At 37.4% G+C, this 24,440-nt stretch carries 23 protein-coding genes, 1 pseudogene and 1 CRISPR repeat array; of the genes and pseudogenes, 17 read left to right on the top strand and 7 right to left on the bottom strand.

All coding sequences use genetic code 11. The features are described from left to right. The first annotated feature begins 46 nt into the window (after nucleotides 1–46). The 7 genes from A9G07_RS02510 to cysZ all read left to right on the top strand — a co-directional run bounded on the left by A9G07_RS02510 (nucleotide 47) and on the right by cysZ (nucleotide 6,702). Nucleotides 47–805 (top strand): Nif3-like dinuclear metal center hexameric protein, encoded by a 759-nt coding sequence (locus A9G07_RS02510; RefSeq protein WP_065563335.1) that lies wholly within the window; start codon nucleotides 47–49, stop codon nucleotides 803–805. 96 nt (nucleotides 806–901) lie between these two features. Further along, nucleotides 902–1,780 (top strand): 4-hydroxy-tetrahydrodipicolinate synthase, encoded by an 879-nt coding sequence (dapA, locus tag A9G07_RS02515; RefSeq protein WP_065563334.1) that lies wholly within the window; start codon nucleotides 902–904, stop codon nucleotides 1,778–1,780. 34 nt (nucleotides 1,781–1,814) lie between these two features. Beyond that, nucleotides 1,815–2,564, top strand: coding sequence for an outer membrane protein assembly factor BamC (gene bamC / locus A9G07_RS02520; RefSeq protein WP_065563333.1), 750 nt, complete (start codon nucleotides 1,815–1,817; stop codon nucleotides 2,562–2,564). Nucleotides 2,565–2,776: 212 nt separating this feature from the next. Next, on the top strand, nucleotides 2,777–3,487 hold the full coding sequence (gene purC / locus A9G07_RS02525; RefSeq protein ID WP_065733895.1) for a phosphoribosylaminoimidazolesuccinocarboxamide synthase: 711 nt from the start codon (nucleotides 2,777–2,779) through the stop codon (nucleotides 3,485–3,487). Next, nucleotides 3,487–3,942: a DUF441 domain-containing protein gene (locus A9G07_RS02530; protein ID WP_065563331.1), complete on the top strand. Its 456-nt coding sequence runs from the start codon at nucleotides 3,487–3,489 to the stop codon at nucleotides 3,940–3,942. The genes purC and A9G07_RS02530 overlap by 1 nt, the downstream gene beginning before the upstream one ends. A gap of 3 nt (nucleotides 3,943–3,945) precedes the next feature. Next, the gene (locus A9G07_RS02535) at nucleotides 3,946–5,811 is read left to right on the top strand and encodes a tRNA(Met) cytidine acetyltransferase TmcA domain-containing protein (protein ID WP_065733896.1); all 1,866 of its coding nucleotides are present in this window, start codon (nucleotides 3,946–3,948) and stop codon (nucleotides 5,809–5,811) included. A gap of 105 nt (nucleotides 5,812–5,916) precedes the next feature. After that, nucleotides 5,917–6,702 (top strand): sulfate transporter CysZ, encoded by a 786-nt coding sequence (cysZ, locus tag A9G07_RS02540; protein WP_065563329.1) that lies wholly within the window; start codon nucleotides 5,917–5,919, stop codon nucleotides 6,700–6,702. 1 nt (nucleotide 6,703) lies between these two features. Here the strand turns inward: cysZ and A9G07_RS02545 are convergent, their stop codons facing one another. Genes A9G07_RS02545 through A9G07_RS02555 form a run of 3 tightly spaced genes read right to left on the bottom strand, consistent with a single transcriptional unit; the run spans nucleotide 6,704 to nucleotide 8,435 of the window. Then, on the bottom strand, nucleotides 6,704–6,889 hold the full coding sequence (locus tag A9G07_RS02545) for a YpfN family protein (RefSeq protein ID WP_065733897.1): 186 nt from the start codon (nucleotides 6,887–6,889) through the stop codon (nucleotides 6,704–6,706). Nucleotides 6,890–6,937: 48 nt separating this feature from the next. Continuing rightward, a complete protein-coding gene (dapE, locus tag A9G07_RS02550) occupies nucleotides 6,938–8,065 on the bottom strand; it encodes a succinyl-diaminopimelate desuccinylase (protein ID WP_065733898.1) in 1,128 nt (375 codons plus the stop codon). Between the two features lie 13 nt (nucleotides 8,066–8,078). Next, nucleotides 8,079–8,435 carry an ArsC family reductase gene (locus A9G07_RS02555; protein WP_065733899.1) on the bottom strand — a complete coding sequence of 119 codons (357 nt, stop codon included), beginning with the start codon at nucleotides 8,433–8,435 and terminating at the stop codon, nucleotides 8,079–8,081. Nucleotides 8,436–8,715: 280 nt separating this feature from the next. Further along, nucleotides 8,716–8,983: a CRISPR direct-repeat array (repeat unit 28 nt; unit sequence GGTTCATGCCGTGTAGGCAGTTTAGAAA). 636 nt (nucleotides 8,984–9,619) lie between these two features. Between A9G07_RS02555 and A9G07_RS02560 the strand changes: the two genes are divergently transcribed. Beyond that, on the top strand, nucleotides 9,620–10,966 hold the full coding sequence (locus A9G07_RS02560) for a hypothetical protein (protein WP_065733900.1): 1,347 nt from the start codon (nucleotides 9,620–9,622) through the stop codon (nucleotides 10,964–10,966). 768 nt (nucleotides 10,967–11,734) lie between these two features. Here the strand turns inward: A9G07_RS02560 and A9G07_RS11980 are convergent. Continuing rightward, the gene (locus A9G07_RS11980) at nucleotides 11,735–11,908 is read right to left on the bottom strand and encodes a hypothetical protein (RefSeq protein WP_176713945.1); all 174 of its coding nucleotides are present in this window, start codon (nucleotides 11,906–11,908) and stop codon (nucleotides 11,735–11,737) included. On the opposite strand from A9G07_RS11980, the gene A9G07_RS02565 reads away from it, so the two are divergent. Then, nucleotides 11,907–13,220: a hypothetical protein gene (locus A9G07_RS02565; protein WP_065733901.1), complete on the top strand. Its 1,314-nt coding sequence runs from the start codon at nucleotides 11,907–11,909 to the stop codon at nucleotides 13,218–13,220. The two genes, A9G07_RS11980 and A9G07_RS02565, sit on opposite strands and share 2 nt — an antisense overlap. Nucleotides 13,221–13,412: 192 nt before the next feature. Further along, nucleotides 13,413–13,913, top strand: a complete 501-nt coding sequence (locus A9G07_RS02570; RefSeq protein ID WP_065733902.1) for a hypothetical protein — start codon at nucleotides 13,413–13,415, stop codon at nucleotides 13,911–13,913. Between the two features lie 180 nt (nucleotides 13,914–14,093). On the opposite strand, the gene A9G07_RS02575 is transcribed toward A9G07_RS02570, so the two are convergent. Beyond that, nucleotides 14,094–16,190: a TonB-dependent receptor gene (locus A9G07_RS02575; RefSeq protein WP_065733903.1), complete on the bottom strand. Its 2,097-nt coding sequence runs from the start codon at nucleotides 16,188–16,190 to the stop codon at nucleotides 14,094–14,096. Between the two features lie 238 nt (nucleotides 16,191–16,428). Here A9G07_RS02575 and alr point away from each other — a divergent pair, with 238 nt between their 5' ends. Together alr and mltG are read left to right on the top strand one after the other, a co-directional pair. Then, nucleotides 16,429–17,502 (top strand): alanine racemase, encoded by a 1,074-nt coding sequence (gene alr, locus A9G07_RS02580; RefSeq protein WP_065733904.1) that lies wholly within the window; start codon nucleotides 16,429–16,431, stop codon nucleotides 17,500–17,502. Nucleotides 17,503–17,508: 6 nt separating this feature from the next. After that, nucleotides 17,509–18,522, top strand: coding sequence for an endolytic transglycosylase MltG (mltG, locus tag A9G07_RS02585; RefSeq protein ID WP_416379945.1), 1,014 nt, complete (start codon nucleotides 17,509–17,511; stop codon nucleotides 18,520–18,522). 44 nt (nucleotides 18,523–18,566) lie between these two features. On the opposite strand, the gene A9G07_RS12160 is transcribed toward mltG, so the two are convergent. Continuing rightward, complete coding sequence (locus A9G07_RS12160) at nucleotides 18,567–18,890, bottom strand: YqcC family protein (RefSeq protein WP_416379946.1); 324 nt, start codon at nucleotides 18,888–18,890, stop codon at nucleotides 18,567–18,569. A gap of 3 nt (nucleotides 18,891–18,893) precedes the next feature. Next, a pseudogene (gene ampD / locus A9G07_RS12165) lies at nucleotides 18,894–19,430 on the bottom strand (1,6-anhydro-N-acetylmuramyl-L-alanine amidase AmpD); the annotation flags it as partial. 175 nt (nucleotides 19,431–19,605) lie between these two features. Between ampD and ppdD the strand changes: the two are divergent. The 5 genes from ppdD to A9G07_RS02615 all read left to right on the top strand — a co-directional run bounded on the left by ppdD (nucleotide 19,606) and on the right by A9G07_RS02615 (nucleotide 24,422). Further along, complete coding sequence (gene ppdD / locus A9G07_RS02595; RefSeq protein ID WP_065733906.1) at nucleotides 19,606–20,040, top strand: prepilin peptidase-dependent pilin; 435 nt, start codon at nucleotides 19,606–19,608, stop codon at nucleotides 20,038–20,040. 3 nt (nucleotides 20,041–20,043) lie between these two features. Then, on the top strand, nucleotides 20,044–21,162 hold the full coding sequence (locus A9G07_RS02600) for an ATPase, T2SS/T4P/T4SS family (protein ID WP_081303324.1): 1,119 nt from the start codon (nucleotides 20,044–20,046) through the stop codon (nucleotides 21,160–21,162). Nucleotides 21,163–21,168: 6 nt separating this feature from the next. Further along, nucleotides 21,169–22,338, top strand: a complete 1,170-nt coding sequence (gene hofC / locus A9G07_RS02605; protein WP_065733908.1) for a protein transport protein HofC — start codon at nucleotides 21,169–21,171, stop codon at nucleotides 22,336–22,338. After that, the gene (locus A9G07_RS02610) at nucleotides 22,338–23,078 is read left to right on the top strand and encodes a prepilin peptidase (RefSeq protein ID WP_065733909.1); all 741 of its coding nucleotides are present in this window, start codon (nucleotides 22,338–22,340) and stop codon (nucleotides 23,076–23,078) included. The genes hofC and A9G07_RS02610 overlap by 1 nt, the downstream gene beginning before the upstream one ends. A 177-nt stretch (nucleotides 23,079–23,255) precedes the next feature. Next, nucleotides 23,256–24,422, top strand: a complete 1,167-nt coding sequence (locus A9G07_RS02615; RefSeq protein WP_065733910.1) for a M20 aminoacylase family protein — start codon at nucleotides 23,256–23,258, stop codon at nucleotides 24,420–24,422. Nucleotides 24,423–24,440 lie beyond the last annotated feature (18 nt).

Below are 24,440 nucleotides of genomic sequence, written 5' to 3' on the forward strand. Positions count from 1 at the left end.
TTTGTTAAGACTGTTTTAGTTTAATTCTAAGGTTTGCGAGGGCATTGTGCATAATTTCGAACTTCAACACATCATTGATACACATCTGCAAGTGACACGATATCGTGACTATGCGCCAAATGGTTTGCAAGTTCAAGGTCGTCCGGAGATTAACAAAATTGTGACAGGGGTAACGGCTTGTCAGTTATTGTTAGATAAAGCGGTCGAGCTAAATGCTGATGCGATTCTTGTTCATCATGGCTATTTTTGGAAAAATGAGCCAGAGACAATTACTGGCATAAAGTATCATCGAATGAAGACGTTACTTAGCCATGATATCAATTTATATAGTTATCATCTTCCATTAGATGGTCATCCAGTATTGGGTAATAATGTGTTGCTTGGGCAAATGTTTGATATTACGGTTGATGCGCGTGATGATATTACCGATTTGCTTTTTAAAGGCACGTTAGCGAATCCGTTAACCGCAATTGAATTTAAACAGCTACTTGAACAGAAGCTACATAATGGTCGCCATTCAGTTTTATTTTGTGGTGATAATGCCCCAGCAGTGATTAAGCGAGTTGCATGGTGTAGTGGTGGCGGTCAGGATTATATTGAAACGGCTGCTCAGCAAGGCTTTGATGCTTTTTTTACTGGAGAAGTATCGGAACGAACCATTCACATTGCCCGTGAATACGGTATCAATTTTTATGCTTGCGGACATCATGCCACAGAGCGATATGGTATAAAAACATTAGGAGAATGGTTATCGACTAACCATGGCTTAGAAACTATTTTTATCGATATTGATAATCCTGCATAACAAAAGTTGAATTTAAATAAGAAATATCGCATACTTATTCGCAGTTTTTTTAATCTTTAAGTTGTTTTATAAACACAGAATATGAGAGGTCGCTTTATGTTTACAGGAAGTCTGGTCGCACTTGTTACTCCAATGGATACGAAAGGAAATGTGGACCATGTAAGCCTAAAAAAAATGGTCGAATATCATATTGAAAATGGCACATCTGCTATTGTATCAGTAGGAACTACTGGCGAATCAGCAACGCTTGATCATCATGAGCACATTGATGTTATTAAACGCACTATTGATTATGCAGATGGTCGAATTGATATTATTGCTGGCACAGGTTCAAATGCCACCAAAGAAGCGATCGAATTAACTCGTCAAGTTGAAAATATCGGTGTAGTAGGTTGCTTAACGGTAGCGCCTTACTACAATAAACCAACGCAAGAAGGTTTATACCAACACTTCAAAGCTATTGCAGAGAGTTCTCCATTACCTCAAATTATTTATAATGTTCCTGGTCGTACTTGTAGCGACATTAAACCAGAAACTGTCGGTCGATTAGCTAAAATTAAAAACATTGTTGCGTTAAAAGATGCAACGGGTGATCTGTCTCGCGTTTACAAAACTCGTAAATTAGTTGGCGAAGATTTTAAGCTATTAAGTGGTGATGATGCGACTTTCTTAGACTTTATCATTTTAGGTGGTGATGGTGTTATCTCGGTAACCGCTAACGTAGCAGCGAAACAAGTTGCAACCGTTTGTGAATTGGCATTTAATAACCAAATCCAACAAGCGCGCACGTTAAACGATACTTTAATGGGGCTTCATACCCATCTATTTATTGAACCAAACCCAACGCCAGCAAAATGGGCGTGTACTCGTTTAGGTTTAATGGCAAACGGCACTATTCGCTTACCATTAGTACCATTGAGTGATGCTTCTATTCCTGTAGTTGAACAAGCATTAAAAGATGCTAAATTAATTTAAAATTGACTATAACCTTACTTAAAAGCAGAAATCTATGTTGAATAAAACTGAATTGAAAAGCAATGCCTTTAAAAAACTAGCTGTTTTATCGGTTATTACATCGATGTTTATGGTTGGATGTAGTAGCGATCAAAGTTATAAACGAGAGGTTGATGGCAATGAAGATTACCTCAATTCGCCCGCTTTAAAAGCGTTAATTATTCCTGAAGGTGTTTCTGTACCAGTTGAATCTGGTGATTTTTATGTGGACAACAACAAAATTGATGGTGCCGTTGGTAAACAACTTGATATTCGTCCACCAACATTAGCTATTGCAACTATCCCAGAATCTTTTGTACATCATGAACAAAACACTGTTACCTTTAACGTGCCAGTTAGTTATGGTGTATGGAATAATATTCCAAATACGTTGAATAAACAAAATATACTGGTTAGTTCAAGCGATAGTAAAACCATTAAAACAAATAATGCAATTATTTCTCGCCAAGATGAACAACAACCGGTTGAGGCTTCTTTTGTCTTTACCCGCCATAATTTAGGCGCAACAGAAACGATCACTATCGTATTAAGTTCATTAACACGTAGTGGTGAAAATCTTATGTCACAACCGATCGAAGTTCAGCGTTATGTAGTTGGATTATTTAATCAAATAATGGATGATGTCGCACCTGAATCGCTACGAACTGTGCCGGTTAAAACAGATGAAAAAGAGTCAGATACAAATAAAGAGCTGAAAGAAGATCTTAAAGACAGTGTCAGAGATAGCATCAGAAATGATCGCTAATTTAACGATTAGATAATCTTTCATCTAAATGAGTTAAAACCGCGTAAAGCCGATTTTAACCCAATAGCGGAGTAACTTACCTTTGCTATATAAATGAATGTTTATAAATACAGTTTATAGCGAACACTTATAACAGCAAGGTACTTGATTTGAAATTAAGGGGCGAATAGCTCCTTAATTATTTATTGGCAATTTGATATAAGGTTATAAACATGAAAAAGTTGGCTGAGCTTTATCGTGGTAAAGCAAAAACGGTTTACACCACTGACAACCCAGATCTATTAATCCTTGAATTTCGTAACGATACCTCGGCATTTGATGGACTGCGCATTGAGCAGTTAGATCGAAAGGGGATGGTTAATAATAAATTTAACTATTTTATTATGACCAAGTTACGTGAAGCAGGTATTCCAACTCAAGTTGAAGCCCTATTATCAGATAATGAAGTTTTAGTTAAAAAACTTGATATGGTGCCAGTTGAATGCGTCGTTCGTAATCGAGCTGCTGGTTCATTAGTAAAACGTTTAGGCGTTGAAGAAGGCAAAATCCTTAATCCTCCAACATTTGAACTTTTCTTAAAAAATGATGCTCTGCATGACCCTATGGTCAATGAGTCACACTGTAAAGCATTTGGCTGGGCAACGGATGAGCAGTTAGCAACGATGAAGGAACTTAGCTTTAAAATAAATACCGTGCTAACAGAGCTTTTTGATAAAGCCGGACTGATTTTAGTTGATTACAAATTAGAGTTTGGTCTATTTCATGGCGAAATCACATTAGGCGATGAGTTTTCACCAGATGGTTGCCGTTTATGGGAAAAAGAGACCTTGAAAAAAATGGATAAAGATCGCTTCCGTCAAGGTTTAGGTGGTGTGATTGAGGCCTACGAAGAGGTAGCCAAACGTATTGGTGTTCCACTTTAATGTTTGCCCAATTTGATATCTCCTTTTTTTTATTATTAGGTTTAGCTGCACTGTGTTATATCACGCATAATAACACAGTGACCTTTGCAGTATTGCTACTGTTGTTATTCAAATTAACACCGCTAGCAACCTATTTTCCGTTCTTAAATCAATATGGATTAACCATTGGCATTGTCATTTTAACGGCGGCTATGATGGTTCCTTTAGCGGATGGCTCGTTAAAAATTACCGATATTGTAAAATCATTCACCACCTGGCAATCGTTACTGGCTATTTTAGTTGGCATATTAGTCTCATGGTTAGGCACGCGTGGTATATCCTTAATTGGTGCTCATCCAACTATAATTAATGGCTTAATTATTGGTACACTTATTGGTGTTGCCTTTTTCAAAGGGATACCGGTTGGTCCATTGATTGCAGCAGGAATTTTATCCTTATTGATTGGAAAAAGTTAATCAATGATTAATAGCACCAGAAAGCTATGGGTGTTAAACGGTTCGCATCCCCAATTATTTAATCAAGTCAGCGCTATTATTCAACAGCACCCGGGCGATTGGTTTACAGTTACCACAAAAACAGATTTGCCCGTAGCGATTAACCATCATATTCATCCCAATCAAACCAAATCATTACTTGGCAAAGAGTTTAAACATGCTATTTTCGATGCCACAGAAGGTTTTAATTTAGATGCTTTTGCGATGCTAGCCGGCACTTTAATCAAAGGTAGTGTGCTAATTTTATTACTGCCCGATGATTTGACCAATTGGGTGGACCAAGATAGTTTGCGTTGGAATGAATCTACAAAGCCGATTCGTGTGCCCAATTTTGTTCAACATTTACAACAAACCTTATCAAAATTTGCCACAGAAAAGCCGCCAGAGTTTACGCAGCAGGATGATGGGAAAAAGGATTTAACCGAGCAACAGTTAGTGCTGAACCAACTCCTACAAAGCAATAGTCGTTTAAATATCTTAATGGCTAAACGAGGGCGCGGTAAATCAGCATTAGCTGGGCAATTTACTCATTATCATGAATGCTGGGTAACAGCACCGAATAAAAGTGCGCTAACGACTTTTTTTCAGTTTGCTAAACCAGGAACACCGTTTTATGCGCCAGATCAACTAATTGAAATGGTCGATCATCCATTTCCTGAGTGGTTGATCATTGATGAAGCGGCGATGATCCCATTGCCAATGTTGGAGCAACTACTAAAGCTGTCACCATCGACTAAAATCCTATTGATCACAACGGTAGAAGGTTACGAAGGAACAGGGCAGGGGTTTTTATTAAAATTATTGGAGAGGCAAATTTGCCAGCGATTTTATCTTAATTCGCCTATTCGTTGGCAAGATAACGATCAACTCGAACAACTTTGCGATAACTTATTGCTTAATGGCGTCATAAAATCGCAAACCAATGAGCAAGCTACCGTCTATTCTCTTAACGAAAGAACAGATATCGACCAACTTAAGTCTATCTACAATTTATTAAAAACGGCTCATTATCAAACAACCTTAGTTGATTTAAGACGACTATTTGATGCACAAAACTTAGCTGTTTGGCAGGCCAAAAAAGGTGATCAACTTATTGCTGGCGCAATTACGATTGATGAAGGTAATTTGACTGATGACTTAATCGATGCCGTTTGGAAAGGTACACGCCGACCAAAAGGCAATCTTGTCGCGCAATCATTGGTTGCACATGCTGGTGATAAACTAGCGGCAAAACTAAAATCGGTCAGAATTAACCGTATTGCGGTTATAGAGCCTTATCGACGTCAACATATCGCCCTGAAGTTGGTCGAACATATCTATCAACAAGCAATGAAAAATCACAACGATTTTGTCTCTGTCAGTTTTGCTTACAGCGCTGTTAATTACCAATTTTGGCATAATTGTGGCTTTACCTTAGTCCATATTGCTAGCCACAAACAAGCCAATTCTGGTAGTTATTCAATGATGGCAATCAAACCCATCACTCAGCAAGGTTATGAACTAAGCCAACGTTTAGCGGAAAATTTAAGGCGTAATAGCTATTGGCTTAATGCCATTATCGATTTACCTTTCAGTCAACTTATCACCATTGATGATCAGCAGGCGTTAACTCATCAAGATCTTCAGGATCTGCAAGGATTTTGTAATTATCATCGACCGTTTGAAGCAACTTATCCGGCACTGTGTCGTCTAAAACAGGCAACAAATGGTAAAATACCTTCACTATTATTACAAAGTAGTGAATCGATAAATAAACTACCAAGTCGAAATGAGATGATCCAAGCTATCAAACAAGAAGTAAAAACATGGCTTGAAAAATTATCAAACTGACCAAATAAAGATCAGCTAATTTACGATCAAAAAATGAAAAGTCAGTTGCCGTCAGATGAAAACTACGTTTAAAATGACGCCGATTTTAAATAAAAGGATCCTATTGTGTTAGAAAATAAATCACAACATTCCAATTCTAAATCAGGTATAGAATACTTTTTCCAAGGCTGGTCTTTAGCATTTAGTCCTGGTTTAAAACGCTTTGTATTTTTACCGTTGCTGGCTAATATCGTTATTATGTCAGCGCTATTTTATTGGTTTTTTGTTTCAATCACTGGCATGGTGGATTGGGGCTTATCGTTTATGCCAAGTTGGTTGCACTGGTTGGGTTACATCATTAGTGCTATTGTCATTTTAACTTTAACAATTTTATTTTGTTATTTTTTCAGTACGATAACCAACGTTATAGCTGCGCCTTTCAATGGTCTGCTGGCCGAACAGGTAGAAGCACAGCTCACCGGTGTACCTGCGCCTGATACCTCTTGGTTGAGTTTAATAAAAGACTTACCTCGTATCTTAAAGCGCGAGCTACAAAAATTTGGCTATTATTTATTATGGGCGATTCCGATATTGCTAACCTACTTGATTCCCATCATCGGGCAATCGGTTACTCCGATAGTGTGGTTTTTATTTACTGCTTGGCAGATTAACATCCAATATGCGGATTATGCCTTTGATAACCACAAAATCTCTTTTGAGCGTATGCGCCAATTATTAAGACAAGATCGCGCTGACAATCTGCTATTTGGTATGTTAATCAGCTTCTTTACCATGGTGCCATTATTGAATTTAATTATTATGCCAATTGCGGTTTGTGGCGCGACAGCGATGTGGGTTGATCGCTATCGTCACCAAGCTATTTTTGCAAGTAAAAGTCAGGACTTTCGATAATTTATTTTTGCTTAGGACGATTTGGCCAATCGTCGTCCTCATCATCAGAATAAGGGATAGGTTTTATCCCTTTCTTTTTTTCTAAATAGTGCTTATAGCTTAGTTTATTCAGTGCTTTAATTGTATTAATAAAGATCCCCACCAAAATAATAAGAATCACCCACCAATAATCTTTAAGCCACTCCATTTAAATCCCCTTGAGTATTTAGCACAAAGCATGATCTTATATTAAAATCTATAGTAACTTTTCTAAAATATCGATATAGATAGCTTGTAATGTAATGACATCTTGGCAATTTACATTTTCATTCACTTTATGAATAGTTTTATTTAACACACCAAGCTCAATCACCTGACAACCTAACTTAGCAATAAAACGCCCGTCGGATGTTCCGCCGCTGGTTGATAATTTGGTATCAATTTGTGTAAAGGCCTTAATCGCACTTGCTGCTGCATCAGTTAGCTCACCTTGTGGTGTTAAAAATGGATGGCCGGACAAGCGCCAATTTAACGTATAGTTTAAATGATGTTTTTGCAAAATCGCCTCGACTTTTGCTTTAATCATCTCATCGGTTAACTCACTACTATAACGAAAATTAAATTGCACTGACAAATCACCAGGAACCACATTTTCAGCGCCGGTTCCACCATTAATATTGGCTATTTGCATTGTCGTTTGTGGAAAATATTCATTACCATTATCCCAAACCGTCGTTACCAGTTCATTCAAAGCGGGCGCAAATTTATGCACCGGATTATCAGCAAGATGAGGATAAGCAACATGTCCCTGAATACCATGTACCACTAAATTGGCTGTCAAAGAGCCACGACGCCCATTCTTAATCTGATCACCAAGAACACTATCACTTGAAGGCTCACCAACAATACAGTAATCGATCTGTTCTTGACGTTTAATTAGCAGATCAACCACTTTTACCGTGCCATCGGTTGCATCTGCTTCCTCATCGGAAGTCAGCAAAAACGCAACCCGACCAGTATGGTCAGGATATTTTTTAACAAACGTCTCAGCGGCACAAACCATAGCCGCTACGCCACTTTTCATATCGGCTGCGCCACGACCATACAAAACACCGTTTTCATCAATAGTTGGCTCAAAAGGCGGGTAACACCACTTACTCTCATCACCAGCTGGCACCACATCAGTATGACCGGCAAACATCAAGGTTTTACCACTACCATGGTAAGCCCAAAGGTTTTTCGTCTTACCAATATTTACCTCTTCAATCACAAAGCCTAACGGCTTTAAACGATCGATAATCATCTGCTGGCAGTTCTTATCATCGGGGCTTATTGATCTTTCAGCAATCAATGCTTTGGTTAGTGCAATAACAGGTTCAGTCATGGTGATCTCGATCTTATGATTTAGGTTTAACAAATTGCGAATAGCTCTTGTCAGAAAATCCCAACAAAGCTCGCTTACCATCAACAAGTAGTGGACGCTTTAAAATAGAAGGATTAGCTAACATAATCTTGATAGCGGCATCTTGATTATCAACTTGATTACGTACTGTCTCGTCAAGCTTACGCCAAGTCGTACCACGAGTATTTAACAAACTCTGCCAATCAACAAGTTTTAATAAATCACTTAACAACTCAGCCGACAAACCATCGGTTTTATAATTATGAAATTGATAACTGACTTGATGATCATTGAGCCAAGTAAACGCTTTTTTCATGGTATCACAATTCTTAATTCCATAAATAATATACATAACTATTTGCCCTAAAATGAAAAGATAAATCGATTATAACAGCTAAAAAACAGCAAACAAAGGGAAAGCGGGTTTTGTAAAATGGATGATTTTTGATAAAAAAGTTGAGGAGCGGGGTTTTCTAAACCCCAAAAAATATTATTTTTATAACCCTTTTTTTAATCAAAAAATAAAATAATTAAAAATCATAATGTTAAAAAGATATCAAAAAAAAGGGTTTTTAAAACTCCAAATGCCCTTTGCCTTTTTGCAAACAATGATTATAGTATATCTTGTTCTAGGTTCATGCCGTGTAGGCAGTTTAGAAAAGCACTTTGTTAATTGCTTTCCATCGACAAATGGTTCATGCCGTGTAGGCAGTTTAGAAATATTGCAAGACGAATGTATGATTATTTTTCAAGGTTCATGCCGTGTAGGCAGTTTAGAAATGCTTGTCCGGGTAATTCAGTCATAGCTTGCAGGTTCATGCCGAGTAGGCAGTTTAGAAAAGAAAAATCTAAGAATATTTATTTATTTAATGGGTTCATGCCGAGTAGGTAGTTAATAAAATATAATTTTCGAATCAATCAATGCCAGTCAGTTTATTCAGTGCAGATAATATCCCGTTTCTTAAAAAGTTGAGGAGTGGGGTTTTTGAGGTTCTAAATTTTACATAAAAACGTTTAAATGATCACAATCACGATTTTAAACACTAAAATAAAATTTTTGAGGATCAATAACCTTAATTTTTTAAAGATTTGTAATGATAATATCTTTAATTAAAACAGTAATTAACTAAATGTCACCTAGATCCTTTTTAGATCATCTTTACGAAAGTTAACGCAATTGAGTGAAAAAAAGTGTTGCATCGTGTTTTTCCAATCACTATACTTTTTTAACAATTTTAGCAAAGAAGCTAAAATTTGATAAAAAAAGCATAAAATTGCAAATAAATCAAAAAATTACTTGACAGGATTGTCGCATATGTTTTATAATTTTCAACAGGCAACAGGCAACAGGCAACTTGGCCAACCTCTAATTTAAATTCGTCTAAGTCCAGCTCCCAACTTAAATTTTTCACTATCGCTTATTTTTTCATGCGATCAAGTGAAATTCTGCGAATTTTCGCGCGATCGTTTTCTGGATCCTTTTTTAGATCCTTATATCTTCTACAATTATCCCGGTGGATCCATTTAGGTCTATTCGTGGTGTTTTTTCTTTCTTTTTCCAGTCATGCATTGACTTCACAGACAACAAAAAATCATATTGAGGGTAGTGCGCCGTATTTGACTTTCGATGGTGGTCGTACACGTGTTGTTGATGCTAACGGTCTGCTTGGGATTACTTTATCTGACGGAACTAGGTACACGCCTTCTACCAATTCATCATCTTTTTCAAGACCTATCTCCTTGCCGGTTGAGGGACAGAGTTTTGCTGATATTGATATGTTGGTACCTACTAATACTAATTCAGTCGATTTAAGTACTCTTATCGGTCCACCTAATAATTATTGGGGAGATGATGATGGTGATGCTGGTGTTACAGCTACTGGTCGTTTAAGTTTATCTATCGTCGATAAAAACAATCAACCAGTGTCGCGTGATACTGTGTTAACGACATGTAATGATTCTGCACCTTATCGTGTTATATTAACTAGTACTGATGGTACATTGTCCACACGTTATGGTGTTCCTAGTAGTAGTACTTTCCGTGAAAGTAGTGTGACTTATTACGTCAATCCAAAGCTTGGTACATCAGTTTGTGCTAGAATTGATTTTGCCATACCTAATTTGATTTTTGGTACAGATGATTATGCTGGTCCAGCTTCGATGTGGGACCCTTATTATGGTTTTCTCACACAAAAAACAGACCCATCCTCTTACGGTCAAAACTTTCCTACTACTGGTATTAATAATTTGCGTTTTGGCTTAGAGATTAGTAATGTTAGTCAACCTTTGTTTTGGTCTTCCGTTTCTAAGGGAGGTATTACAGCTACAATGTCTGATTCTAGCTCTCACTTCGTTCGTGTTACTTTAACTGGTCCCTACGCTACCGAATCCCAATGGAATTCTAGCAATCCTGATTTTATTGCTAAGCCTTCTTTACCTCAGACATTCGAGTTGGTTGGTCGTGACGCTCAAGGTAATCCAGTCGTTAAATATGGTTTTACTTTGAAGCAGTGGTTCCTCAGCCGTGGTGATGTGCATGGCTATTATTCTGATCATTTATCATGGTGTAATAGTTTTGGTTATCGAATGCCTAGCGTAAAGGATTTAACCAATGCATCTTGTCGTAATACAAATTTAAGTTGTCGAGGCGCTGCCAGCGCCACCCCTTCCTCACCTAGTAATCATTTTATGCGTCATATTGGTTCTGGCCTTTTCGCGGAGTGGGGGCATATGTCCGATTATTCAGCCATTGACCTTCCTGTCAACGCCAATTGGTTCTTTACTAGTGATTCCAATGGCCGTAAACAGTTTATCGTGCACTCGGACAACGGTGCTGTGGATTCGACCAGCGAAAACGTCTTCGGGCTTTGCACCTATCCTTAGTTCTTATTTCTTCGTCCTTAATCTTTAGTGCCGAGGGTTGAGGGTGAGGAAAAATAGTATTAAGTCATTAAAAATAAGCTTCGAGTCAACGTCGTTTAGCCATAAAAAGCAATTTTGTGGCTAAGGCGAGACTTCAATTACCCGCCTCGGCGGGTTTATTTTTGAGGCGATTTTATCGCAAAAAAAGTTGAGGAGCGGGGTTTTTGATGTTTAAAATTCTGCTTTGCAATGTTGCCTCAAGTAAATAATTCCGCTTTAATTGTGGTGCTTTTTAGTAGTTCTATTTTTCCATCAAAAAAGTTGAGGAACGGGGTTTTTGAGGTTTTAAATTTTACTTAAAAAATTATTCAAATATCAAACTCACTAAATTTCTAATTCAAAGCCCTAAAATAAAATTTTCAAGGATCAATTGTTCTAATTTTAAAGATTTGTAACTGTGATATATTCAATTAAAACAATGGTTAAATAATTATAATTTAGATTATTTTTAGATCCTATTTACAAAAGTTAACGTAAATGAGCGAAAAAAAGTGTTGCATCGTGTTTTTCCAATCACTATACTTTTTACACGGTTTTAGCTACTAGGCTAAAACTTGATAGAAAAGTATAAAATTGTAAATAAATCAAAAAATTACTTGACAAGGTAGTCTAAAATGCATTATAATTTTCAACAGGCAACAGGCAACAGGCAACCTGGCCAACCTATCTTTTAAATTCGCCTAAGTCTAGCTCCCAGTTTAATTTTTTCACTGACGCTTATTTTTCTACTCAATCAAGTGAAATTCTGCGAATTTTCGCGCGATCGCTTCCGCGATCCTCTTTTCGTTTCTTTTTCCGATCGTTTTCCGGATGCTTTTTCAGATCATTTTCGCGATCTTTTTTCGGATCCTGTTTTCGATCCTTCCGTTTTTCTAAATTATCCCAGCAGATTGTTTTTTCCATGGCTCTTTTTCTTCCTTTTTCTGGTCACGCATTGACATCACAGACAACTAGGAATGCGATACAGGGTAGTGCACCTTATCTGACTTTCGACGGTGGTCGTACTCGTGCAGTTGATGCTAACGGTCTGCTTGGGATTACACTATCTAACGGAGCTAATTACACGCCTTCTACCAATTCATCATCTACAACTCCAATCGTCTTGCCGGTTGAGGGTCAGAGTTTTGCTGATATTCGTATGTTCGTTCCTACTGATACAAATTCAGTCGCTTTGAGTTCTCTTATTGGTCCTCCTAATAATTATTGGGGGGATGATGATGGTGATGCTGACGTTACTGCTACAGGTTCTTTAAGTTTATCTATCGTCGATAAAAACAATCAGTCTGTATCACGTAATTCCGTGTTAACAATTTGTAACGCACCTTATAGAATTAAGTTATCTAGTACTAACGGTACATTATCAACTCGTTACGGCGTTCCTAATCGTAGCACTTTCAGTGCCCGTAATGAGACTTATTACGTCAATCCTAAGGGTGCGCCTGTGGTTTGTTTTGTCAGACCTAATTTGGATTACGGTACAGGTAATTATGCTGGTCCTGCTTCAATGTGGGACCCTGCTAATGGTTTCATCCCTCAGTCAACTGGCCCATCCTCTTACGGTAGAAACTTTCCAACAACTGGCGCTAATGGATTGTACTTTGATTTAGATATTAGTGGTAGTAGTCAGCCATTGTCTTGGTCTCCTGTTTCTCAGGGTGGTATCACCGTCACAATGTCTCGTTCTACTGCTACAAGCGTACGCGTTACTTTAACTGGTCCTTACGCTACTCTATCCCAGCATACTTCATCCAGTCCTAGTCCTATTTCTAAACCTACTTTGCCTCAGACCTTCGAGTTGGTCGGTCGTGATAGTAATGGTACTCCTGTCGTTAAATATGGTTTTACTTTGAAGCAGTGGTTCGTCAACCGAGGTTCTAAGCAGGACTATTATCCTAATACCTTATCTTGGTGTAATCGTATTGGTTATCGAATGCCTCGCGTAAAGGATTTAACTAATGCATCTCGTGATTGGAATGGTAACCCTATATCCATCGGCGCCACCCCTTCCTCACGGGATAATAATTATATGCGTCATATAGGTTCTGGCTTTTTCACTGAGTGGGGTCGTATGTATGATTACTCAGGCGTTGGCTTCATCAGCGATGGGTACTGGACTAGTGACCCGAATGGTAGTAGCCAGTTTATCGTGGACACAGACTACGGTGACGTGTATTGGAACTACACCTACGACTACGGCCTTTGCTCCCATCCTTAGTTTTTATTCCTTCGTCCTTAATCCTTAGGGCGGGGGCGGGGGTGATAAAAAATAGTATTAGGTGATTAAAAGTAAGCTGACTCAAGGAGTCAACGTCGTTTAGCCATAAAAAGCGATTTTGCGGCTAAGCGGCAAAAATGCTGGGCACCGAGGTGGTGGTTAAAAATATTGATATTAAAGGAGTAATATAAAATGAATATTGAAGAAAAAATAGCGTTAAGTAAAAATCCGGTTCAGTTTATAGCCGAGGGTAATTTTTTAAAGCTTTATAATCAATCATTATATGTGGTTGAGCAATTATTGGGTTTTAACTTAAAGGTAACGGCAAAGTATATAAAAAAAATTGATGAAATTATTATTTGCGGTGGATTTCCTACCCGTTCTATTACTAAACGCTACCCTAATGCCAGCCCTAATTTAACGGGGTATGAGTTATTGGGTGATTATGATTTAAGTGGCTATGAGCTATGGTATCAAAAGCATTGCCAAATACCGAAGCAAAAAACACCACAATCCCTTCTCACAACATCCCAAGAGGTAAACGAACAGTTAAACGAATTCCACGATATGAATAAACCCTTAACGGTTCAGCATCTATTATTTTTACAATCATGGCAGGCAAATAAATACCCTGCCATGGTAGATAGTGCGTTTATTCAGGCGTTGAAGAATTATTTTAGTGAATTGCATTAATAGCAGAGCACACTGTGCCTGATGGCACTATCGGATACGATTTATCAAATCCGCTGATAGAAAAAAGGTTATAAATAAGGTCAGCATTTTTTACGCAGAGCTTGATGTCGAAGATAAACCATCCGCCCCAACTAGGGCGGATTTTTTTAGGCGTAAGGATTCTTTTGCCTTGCTATATCGCTAGAATTTCATACTGGCGCTAATGATAGCGTGGAATTTAGCAGCTGGTATCGATTCGTAAGCTGTGGTGTAGTTTCTGTTTAAGATATTATTGAGGTCTAACCCAATATGGTACTGGCGATTAGCGCCAAATGAGGTTGTGGTTGATAAGTTTAATGTTGACCATCCGCTGTAGTGATAAACAGATGAATCACCGCGTTTTGTTGCGTTGGTGGCAAATCGCATAAATAGGTCTGAATCAATATCAAATTTATCAAAATAAGCTGTATGTTTTATCCCTGCACTTCCTGTAAAGCGTGGGTTGCCGGTGTCACGAGTGCTGTAGGTATCTGTTTCGATTTTACGGCTTAGGTAATTCCCTTTTAGATAAGGATTCACCGGAAGGTCTAGGTATTCAACACTTAATTCTAAGCCATGGGTTTTGGCTTTGTTGGCATTGATATAGTAAGCATTAGTACTTCCCAATGCGCCATTACATATCGACGAACCATTACAGTTCATTTGGGTGATGTAATCTTTAGCATCTGAGAAGTAGATAGCTCCATCAACTATTAATTTGTTATTGTTATAGCGTAAACCAATTTCGTAGTTATTGGATTTTTCAGCTTTTAGATTAGAGTTTCCATAACTAGTTTGTCCGCCCGCTGAAGTAACCGCATAAAGATGAGAAAGGGTAGGGTAAACATATCCTTGAGCAAAAGAGGCTCTTAATTGAGTATTTTCAATTCCAGAGTAAGTTACTCCTGACGATACAACAAAATTGTTATCATGAGTTTTCTTTTTTCTATCGATACTGTGGCTAGATGTTGTTGGACCCCTAACTGGAATTATGTTAATGGTCGTATTACCTTTTTTTAGTTTTGATTCGACCCAATATTGGCGGGCACCAAGATTCCAAGAGATATCATCGGTTATTGCCCAATCATTTTGTCCAAATAGCGCAATACTAGATTGTTGCCATTTGTTAGTTGAGTCTTTGTGTTGTGTATTTCTTCTTACTCTTGATATCATGACATTGTGTGAATCTTGGTCTACATTGTCTTGTTGATACTGTATACCAGTAATCAGTTGCATATCTTTATGTGGCTGCATATCTGATTGGAATGTCATACCATAGGTTTTTTGTTCGTCATTGGTTGCAGTGTTGTTCGTTAATGGCACCATAACAATATGGTTTCTAAATTGACGATTTATTTTTTGGGAGTAAGCATCATAATGAAGTTTCTTTAAGAAATCGCCTTCAACATCATAATCATAGAAAAATCCAACTTTTTCTCGTTTCAGTTCCGGTATTTTTACCCAAAATTCTTTAAGTGCTGGTTGTTTTTTATTTTCGTCCGTATAAGTTTTGGTATTCAGTTTATAACGATCTAATGATATACCAAATTTGTGTTTATCAAGGTTGAGTCCAAACCATGAGCTTATGCTGTTATTATCAAAGTCGGTATCATGCAGTTTGCCTTGATAGGCTTTGCGATCATTATTTTCAGAGTAGGTTCCACTGATTCGGTAATCAAATATTTCATCAATCGTGCCGTTTACCGTGCCCATTTCGGTAAAGCCATTGGTCGATTGGTTATAGATTAATTTGGCATCTCCGGTTAGTGGTTTTCCATCTTTACTTCCTTTACGGGTTATAAAGTTAACGACACCACCAATCGCTTGCGAGCCATATAATACTGAGTGAGGCCCTTTAATCACTTCGATGCGTTCAACTGATTCCATGTCGATTAATACACCAGCACTTGAACCGTGTCCGGAACGGTGATAAGTCACTTCTTGACCATCAATTAACATTAAAATACGCGAAGGGGCTTCACCACGAATCATGATTTGTTTGCGTCCTGCTAGTGCGTTATCGGTAATTTCAACGCCTGGAATATCACGCAGTGCTTCAACCACAGAATCGCCATTGAGTTTTTCAATTTCGTCACGGTTGACTGCATTAACAGATACTGAGCTATCCCATACTGTCTTTTCATTCCGATCAGCGGTAACGATAATGGTATCTTGTGGATTGCCTTTTTTTTCTTCTGCATAACTATCTGCACAAAAACAGATGGTTAATATTGCAACATAATGTAATTTTGGGGTCATAAAACTTCTCTTTTTGTATAACTTTATATTGATAAAACGATGCAAATGATAATCATTATTATTATAGATGTAAATAATTAAATTAATTCGAATTGTATTAACTTTGAGGATCAGTGTGGATTTTTTAACTTTGTCACATTTTTAACAACAAAATCACGTAAATTGCCGATTTTTTATTTGTGATTATCGATAACAAATTTTACAATAACCATTCAATATATAAGTTAGGTTATGCAAAATGTCTATCGCTGTTGTAGAAGTTAATCGTAAATCAATTTTACACAATGTTGAATTTTTTAAACAAAAATCTCCAAACTGTACTTTAATGGCAGTGGTTAAAGCGAATGCTTATGGCCATGGCATGGAAGGGGTTGCTCAGTTATTGGATGGTAAAGTTGATTGTTTTGGTGTTGCACGAGTTTCAGAAGCAATAGCTTTGCGTCAAGTTGGTATTCGTGGTCCTATCGTGCTTTTGGAAGGTTTTTTTCCGCATGATGATATTAACGATTTGCTTGATTTTAATTTGCAACCAGTTATCCATTCAAGTTGGCAAATCGATGTTTTAAATACGATCCCTTTTGCAAATGAGATCACAGTTTGGTTTAAGATTGACACCGGTATGCACCGTTTAGGTTTTCATTTGGATGAAGCAATAAACGAGTTTCATCGTTTAGCTAGCTGTAAAGCTGTTCGCCAGCCGATCAATATTATTAGCCATTTTAGTAGTGCAGATGAGTTAGGTTCATCACAAACCAATACCCAAATAGCACGTTTTAATGAATTTGCTCGTTCGGTTAATGGCTGTCAACAATCGATTGCAGCATCAGGTGGTTTGCTTGCTTGGCCTGATTCTCATCTTGATATGATTCGAGTTGGTATTGCGTTATATGGGGTTTCGCCATTTTCTGATGCGGTCGCTGATTTACAACCCGCTATGACGCTCAAATCTGAATTAATCGCAGTACGTAAGCACGAAAAAGGACAATCAGTTGGTTATGGTCAAACTTGGACAAGTGAAAGTGACACTGTACTAGGGGTTGTGGCGATGGGATATGGTGATGGTTATCCGCGCGATATTCCAGAAAATACACCCGTGAGTATTAATGGTCGCTTGGTACCGATTGTTGGTCGTGTTTCTATGGATATGATTGTGGTCAATTTAGGACAACACTGCCAGGATAAACCCGGCGACGAAGTCATTTTTTGGGGCAAGGAGTTGCCGGTTGAACAAATCGCTAAGCACACGGGAATGAGTGCTTATGAGTTATTAACGCGCTTAACTTCACGCGCAAAAATTCGTTATAAAGACTAGGTTATGATTAAAAAATTTATTTTGTATACGTTACTGACGGTAGTTTTACTCGTCGGTGGTTCATTAGCTATTGGTTATTATTATTTACAACAATTTTCTAAGCAACATATGAATGTCACGGCTGATAATCAGATGTTTGTGTTGAAAAAAGGCACTTCTTTGCATCAATTAGTTGAGCAAGTTAAAGAGAGTGATTTAATGCAACAAGCGTATTTGTTGCCTTATTTGTATAAACTCAATCCCTCTTTAAGTTCAATTAAAGCGGGAACTTATCAATTACATCCTCATATGACTGTTGATGAGTTTTTAAAGTTGTTGGTGTCGGGTAAAGAGAGCAGTTTTTTTGTGCAATTTGTTGAAGGTAAGCGTGCTAAGGATTGGTTAAATGTGCTTAGTAATACGCCTTATATCAAGCAAACATTGACCGGTAAGTCACATGATGAGATTGCGAAGATATTGGGCATTGATGATGGAAAATTGGAAGGTTGGTTATCACCAGATACATATCAATATACCGCAGATAGTTTAGATATTAATATTCTTAAGCGCGCCCATTTGACTATGAAAAACAATCTACAAAAAGTGTGGGATAATCGCGATAAAGATCTGCCTTATAAAACACCTTATGAGTTGCTGATTATTGCCTCGATTATTGAGAAAGAAACAGGCATAAGCTCTGAACGTGCTAATGTTGCTTCGGTTTTTGTTAATCGTTTAAAAGCAAATATGAAGTTGCAAACCGATCCCACCATTATTTATGGGTTAGGGGATAATTATACGGGTACGATTAGGCGTGTTGATTTGACTGATACCAATAATCCTTATAATACTTATGTGATTGAGGGGCTACCACCAACACCAATTGCTATGCCAAGTTTAGCATCACTTGAAGCAGCAGCACATCCAGCTAAAACGAATTATCTATTCTTTGTTGCTAATGGTACTGGTGGCCATACATTTAGTAGCAATTATAGTAATCATCAACAAGCGGTTAATGAATACCGCAGAATGAACAATTAATTTTTCAATTTTACAGCCACGGTTGTGGCTGTCTCTCTTTTCGATTATTCATCTGTTGACCGAGTGGTGGTTAATTCATCAAGTTGTTTAATTAGCGCTAATAAATCATCTACCTCTATTTCTTGCTGTTTGAATGCCTCTTCAAAATATGGGTGAAGAGCAAATTTTGGTATTTCGCTGTTAGCATCGATTAACGCCTGTATGCGCGGAATAAAGATCCACTGTAACCATTCATGCGGTTGCATGGTGTCGAGTGCAAATGGCTGCTCACTTAAAAAAGCTTCTGCCTCAGGGGGTGAGGGTTGCCATAAGTTAAGGTTTTGCAGTTCATCTTTAATTAGGTTCAGTTGTATTGAAATTGTTTTCATATTAATCAGTGTTTGATAATAATTCCAATCAAAATAAGGACCAGGATCGGTTTTGCGATCTGGGGCGATGTCACTATGTCCGGTTATATTTTTGATTGGGTAGGTTTGTTGTAATAGTATGGTAACGTTGGCAAGTTGCTGGTATTGTGCTTCGGTAAAGTTGTCGGTATCACATCCTTCCATTTCTATGCCAATTGAGAAGTCGTTGCAGTTTTCTTTACCTTCAAATACTGATTTACCTGCATGCCAAGCACGTTTATTAAATGGCACAAATTGAATAATTTCGCCATCGCGTCTTATAAATAGGTGACTTGATACTTGTAGTTTATAGATATCGGCAAAATAAGGGTGCTGATTCGGATCGAGCTTACCGGTAAAAAGTTGTTCAACATAAGGCCCGCCATATTGGTTGGGTGGCAGGCTAATATTATGAATAACTAATAATGTGATGGGGTCAGTGCGATCATTATAATACGGCGATTTGACCTGTTTGATATTGCTTATCCAACCATCAACTATTTTTAACACTTTCAAGGTCATTATGGCTCCAATAGTGTGTATTGCGATCTTGTTCACAACTTTGATTAATACAATGTTGATTGTGGTAATCAATTTGTATTTTAACTTCCAAATCTTTTATCTGGTTATTATTTCATTTTTTCAGTTTGCTATAAAGTCACTCTATCTATCAATTGATTAATCTTTAGAGGAATTTATGTACAAGCAGTCTGGATTTACTTTATTTGAGTTAATGATCGCCATTGTGGTAGTCGCCATTTTAACAGCTATCGGTTTGCCAGCCTATCAAAGTTATGTCAAAAAGGCCGCTTTAACCGATATGCTTCAATCAATGACAGCCTATAAAACAGCGATTGAAATTTGTGCTATTGAGCAGGGCGCATTAAATAAATGTAATGCTGGAGCAAATGGTGTGCCCACGACAAGATCGACTAACTATGTTACTTCGATCAATGTTACTAATGGCGTGATTACTATTGTCGGTAAGAGCGCGTTATCTAGCTTAACCACAACTTTAACACCTAAGTTGAACTCATCGTTAGGCAATTTAGATTGGTCACGTACCTGTGTCACCAATCCTGTTGATAACAGTTTAAAAACGGCTTGTGAAGATATTTTTAAATTTCAATAAATTATGATGCAAGAAAATCAATTGGTTGAAAGTCTCGATAAGCTATTATTATCAGCACTGGATAAGCGAGCATCTGATATTCATTTCGAGCCTTATCAAAATTATTATCGAATACGCATGAGAATTGATGGCGTTTTGCAAAATAGGCTAATGCCACCACTTAGCCTTGCTAAGCAGATCACCGCCCGATTAAAAATTATGGCTAATTTAAATATTGCTGAACACCGCTTACCGCAAGATGGTCAATTGGTAATTAATAACTATGCAATGCGAATTGCTACCTTGCCGGTGATCAACGGTGAAAAGATTGTATTGCGGGTTATGGATAATCATGAATCTGAGCTAACCATTAATGATTTAGGATTAACCGAACAAGATCTTCTCACACTTAAACAGATTTTAGATTATCCGCAAGGGTTGATTTTGGTTACTGGCCCAACCGGCAGTGGTAAAACTATGACTTTATATAGTGCGTTAAAGCATCTAAATAAAGCTGAATGTAATATTTGTAGTGTTGAAGATCCGATCGAAATTCCTTTAGAAGGTATTAATCAAACCGCGATTAATCATAAAGCCGGCCTAACTTTTTCGGTGATATTACGCGCTTTATTGCGCCAAGATCCAGACGTGATGATGATTGGCGAAATTCGTGACCATGAAACTGCCGAAATTGCCATTCAAGCAGCTCAAACAGGCCATTTAGTATTATCCACTTTGCATACTAATTCGAGTGTTGAAGCAATAGTTCGGTTAAATCAAATGGGCATCAAAAATTATCTTTTATCGTCCAGTTTGAAATTGGTTATCGCTCAACGGTTGGTGAGAAAGCTTTGCCAACATTGCAAAGTCGTTGCTAGTGAACTAACCCTAATTGATAATCAACCTTCACCACACTTTATCGCCATGGGGTGTGACAAGTGTGTTGGTGGTTATTTAGGACGAGTAGGTGTATATGAACTGTTAATGGTGACCCCAGAAGTGCAACAACAGATTATAACTAATCAACCAATCTCACCCCAAAATAGAGTCACATTACTGCAAGCTGGCTTTAAATTAGTACAACAAGGTATCACTACTTTGGCTGAATTAAATCGGGTTTTAGGTGAAGTAGTCATAGGGTGATAGTGTATGAAGCGGATCTATTTTTGGTATGACATTAATTTTTATCAAAATAAGATTATTGCCACATCAAAGCAAGATGTGAAAAGACAGCTTTTATTGCAAGGGCAAATCGCGATTAAAATTCGTGCCGGAAATATTATTACTAAAAAAAGTTTTAATCCTAGCGATCTGCTAATTATCACAAAACAGTTAGCCACTATGTTAAAGGCTGGATTATCGATTGTTGATAGTTTGAGATTACTTCTTGATGATCAGCCTAAACCTCAATGGCAGTATTTGTTATCAGACATTAGTCAGCAAATCGCCAAAGGTGAATCACTGTCATCTGTTTTAAAACAATATCATTCGGTATTTCCTGCGCTTTATTGTGAAATTATTGCTATTGGTGAATTAACCGGACAACTTGATCACAGTTTTGAACAACTAACCGCGCATCTTGAAAAATCATTGCAATTACAAAGACAGATTAGAAAGGCAATGCGTTATCCGCTTTTTTTATTGTCAGTGTCAGTAGTAGTTATTATCGTGATGATGTTTATTGTATTACCAAAATTCGCCGACATTTATCAAAGTTTTGATGCTCAATTACCTTATTTTACCCAGCTAGTGATTGATATTGCTAATAAGGTTCAGCAAAATGGTGTACTCATATTATTAGTGCCGTCGCTAGGTTACTTTTTATTCCAGCGTTTTTTTAAAGTCCGCTATCAACTCACGATTGATCGGCAAAAATTAGCATTGCCGTTATTGGGGCAAGTGATTCAATCACAATGCTTAATGCAGATTTTCCACACATTAGCAATCACTCAGCAAGCAGGTATTCCATTACTAACAGGACTTAGTGCTTCGGCAAATACTACAGGAAATAGTTATTATCGTGACATTATCAATAAAATAATTAACGGTATTGAACAAGGTAATGCCTTTAGTCAAATGCTATCGTCCTATTTTCCTAAACTTTGTGTACAGCTAGTTCATGCTGGCGAAGAGTCAGGCTCATTAGATGTTATGCTTAATAACTTGTCCCTCTACTATCAACAACAAAATCAAACCTTAACCGATAATTTAGTCAAAGCATTTGAGCCGATTTTGATGCTATTTTTAGCATTGATAATTGGAGGATTAGTGATTTCGATGTATTTACCCGTATTTCAAATGGGAGATGTGATTCATTAATGGCTGTCGTAGTTTTTTGTGTTGGACTTGCGGTCGGTAGTTTTTTGCAAGTTGCTTATTGGCGATATTCGCCTTCACAATCTTTGTTTGATTATTTAGTTGCTATCACGTTTCCTCGTTCTTCGTGCCCACATTGTCAACACTCACTTTCTGCTTGGCAGTTAATTCCAGTGCTATCATGGTTAATATTAAAAAGGCGATGTTATTTTTGTCAGCAAAAGATCGCTTTTTGCTATCCATTTTTTGAATTGGCTGTAGCGGGATTATTTTTACTAATATATTTGAACAAAGATCTCAATTTTCAAAGTATATTATTAATGCTACTTGCGAGCTATTTTTTGCTTTTAGCACTGATTGATTTTCGCTATTTTTTACTGCCTGATTTTTTTACACAACCGTTGATGTGGGCTGGGTTGATGATGGCTTATTTTGATCTAAATTCGTTAACCATCAGCGACGCCTTAACGGGGGTTTTTTGTGGTTATTTAATGCTTAAATTACCTGCTGTCTGTTATTTTTGCCTAACAAAACGAGCCGGTTTAGGTGGTGGGGATATTAAGCTTGTCGCGGCTTTGGGTGCTTGGCTACCTTATCAATTAATTCCATTATTGTTAATTATGGCATCATTGTCAGGCATACTTTTTTTTATTTTGGCAAAATATAAGCAAACTATGCATGACATGATCGCCTTTGGTCCTTTTCTGTTGCTATCTGGTTATTTAATCATTTTCAGTTTGTGATCTTGATTGTTTTTTAATTACTATCTATTTCGCTATTCACCTAAATCTACCGCTCTACTTTGCTTATAACTAAAAAAGATAACGATAAAAGAATTAGTTATTTTTACTTTATTCAAATTAAGATTATAGTGCGAATAAAGCCTTTTCAGATTTATAGCTAAATGTAAGGAATAATCAATGACTAGTACTACCGCGAAAAGCATTGCTGCATTAAAAGATGAGATGATTGAATGGCGTCATCATATTCATTCTCACCCTGAAACTGCATTCGAAGAGAAGCAAACAACCCAGTTTATTATCGAAAAGCTAAAATCGTTTGGAATCAATGAACTGTATACCGATTTTGCGCCAACTGGTGTAGTAGGGGTTATTCATGGTAAGAATAAAGGTCGTACTATTGCTTTACGTGCAGATATTGATGCGTTGGATATCGTTGAAGAAAACAAAATTGGCTACTGTTCAAAAATTCACGGTAAAATGCATGCTTGTGGGCATGATGGTCATACTGCAACATTGTTAGGTGCAGCAAAATATTTAAGTGCTAATCGTGATTTTTCTGGTACGGTGGTGGTGGTCTTCCAACCCGCTGAAGAAAACGAAGGCGGTGGTCGAGTGATGGTGGAAAATGGTCTATTTGAAAAATTTCCTATCGAAGCTGTTTATGGTATGCATAATCAACCTAATTTAGCGTTAAACCATTTTTTAATTAATCATGGTCCAGTAATGGCATCTTATGATGTTTTTGAAATTAAAATTACTGGTGTTGGTTCACATGCTGCTGCACCACATTTAGGTAGAGATACCATTTTAACCGCTACTAATATTGTCAATAGCTTGCAAACAATTGTCAGCCGTAATTTAAATCCAACTGATTCGTTGGTCATTAGTGTGACACAGATTCATAGTGGTGATACTTGGAATGTGCTACCGCAACATGCGGTGATTCGTGGAACAGTTAGGGCATTGAGTGCTGAAGATCAAGATTTGGCAGAAGAAAGAATCAAACATATTTCAACTGGAACCGCTTTAACGTTTTGTACTAAAGCCGAAGTTGATTATCAACGCCGTTACCCAGCAACTATCAATCATGCTAAACAAGCGGATATAGCAATTAAAGTTGCCCAAAAACTTGTGGGTAATGATAAAATTGTGATTGATTCACCACCAACAATGGGGTCAGAAGATTTTGCTTTTATGTTGCAAAAAGTGCCGGGCGTTTATATCAAAATTGGTGCGGGAGAGGGCGCGAATCTTCATAATCCGTCGTATAATTTCAATGATGAGCTGTTAATAACTGGTGCACAATATTTTGTTGAAATTGTTCATCAAGAGTTAGGAAATTAAGATATTAAAAAGCAGGAA

The organism is Gilliamella sp. wkB72 (assembly GCF_001693745.1).
GTDB lineage: Bacteria > Pseudomonadota > Gammaproteobacteria > Enterobacterales > Orbaceae > Gilliamella > Gilliamella apicola_E.

What these genes read in the sequence shown, in the direction of transcription:
- alr (WP_065733904.1), top strand. Translation starts at nt 16,429, where the DNA reads ATGTCTATCGCTGTTGTAGAAGTTAATCGTAAATCAATTTTACACAAT.
- A9G07_RS02545 (WP_065733897.1), bottom strand. Translation starts at nt 6,889, where the DNA reads ATGGAGTGGCTTAAAGATTATTGGTGGGTGATTCTTATTATTTTGGTG.
- A9G07_RS02565 (WP_065733901.1), top strand. Translation starts at nt 11,907, where the DNA reads ATGGCTCTTTTTCTTCCTTTTTCTGGTCACGCATTGACATCACAGACA.
- A9G07_RS12160 (WP_416379946.1), bottom strand. Translation starts at nt 18,890, where the DNA reads ATGAAAACAATTTCAATACAACTGAACCTAATTAAAGATGAACTGCAA.
- dapA (WP_065563334.1), top strand. Translation starts at nt 902, where the DNA reads ATGTTTACAGGAAGTCTGGTCGCACTTGTTACTCCAATGGATACGAAA.
- bamC (WP_065563333.1), top strand. Translation starts at nt 1,815, where the DNA reads ATGTTGAATAAAACTGAATTGAAAAGCAATGCCTTTAAAAAACTAGCT.
- hofC (WP_065733908.1), top strand. Translation starts at nt 21,169, where the DNA reads ATGAAGCGGATCTATTTTTGGTATGACATTAATTTTTATCAAAATAAG.
- A9G07_RS02610 (WP_065733909.1), top strand. Translation starts at nt 22,338, where the DNA reads ATGGCTGTCGTAGTTTTTTGTGTTGGACTTGCGGTCGGTAGTTTTTTG.
- ppdD (WP_065733906.1), top strand. Translation starts at nt 19,606, where the DNA reads ATGTACAAGCAGTCTGGATTTACTTTATTTGAGTTAATGATCGCCATT.
- A9G07_RS02555 (WP_065733899.1), bottom strand. Translation starts at nt 8,435, where the DNA reads ATGTATATTATTTATGGAATTAAGAATTGTGATACCATGAAAAAAGCG.
- A9G07_RS02575 (WP_065733903.1), bottom strand. Translation starts at nt 16,190, where the DNA reads ATGACCCCAAAATTACATTATGTTGCAATATTAACCATCTGTTTTTGT.
- A9G07_RS11980 (WP_176713945.1), bottom strand. Translation starts at nt 11,908, where the DNA reads ATGGAAAAAACAATCTGCTGGGATAATTTAGAAAAACGGAAGGATCGA.
- A9G07_RS02530 (WP_065563331.1), top strand. Translation starts at nt 3,487, where the DNA reads ATGTTTGCCCAATTTGATATCTCCTTTTTTTTATTATTAGGTTTAGCT.
- dapE (WP_065733898.1), bottom strand. Translation starts at nt 8,065, where the DNA reads ATGACTGAACCTGTTATTGCACTAACCAAAGCATTGATTGCTGAAAGA.
- A9G07_RS02615 (WP_065733910.1), top strand. Translation starts at nt 23,256, where the DNA reads ATGACTAGTACTACCGCGAAAAGCATTGCTGCATTAAAAGATGAGATG.
- A9G07_RS02570 (WP_065733902.1), top strand. Translation starts at nt 13,413, where the DNA reads ATGAATATTGAAGAAAAAATAGCGTTAAGTAAAAATCCGGTTCAGTTT.
- A9G07_RS02535 (WP_065733896.1), top strand. Translation starts at nt 3,946, where the DNA reads ATGATTAATAGCACCAGAAAGCTATGGGTGTTAAACGGTTCGCATCCC.
- purC (WP_065733895.1), top strand. Translation starts at nt 2,777, where the DNA reads ATGAAAAAGTTGGCTGAGCTTTATCGTGGTAAAGCAAAAACGGTTTAC.
- A9G07_RS02600 (WP_081303324.1), top strand. Translation starts at nt 20,044, where the DNA reads ATGATGCAAGAAAATCAATTGGTTGAAAGTCTCGATAAGCTATTATTA.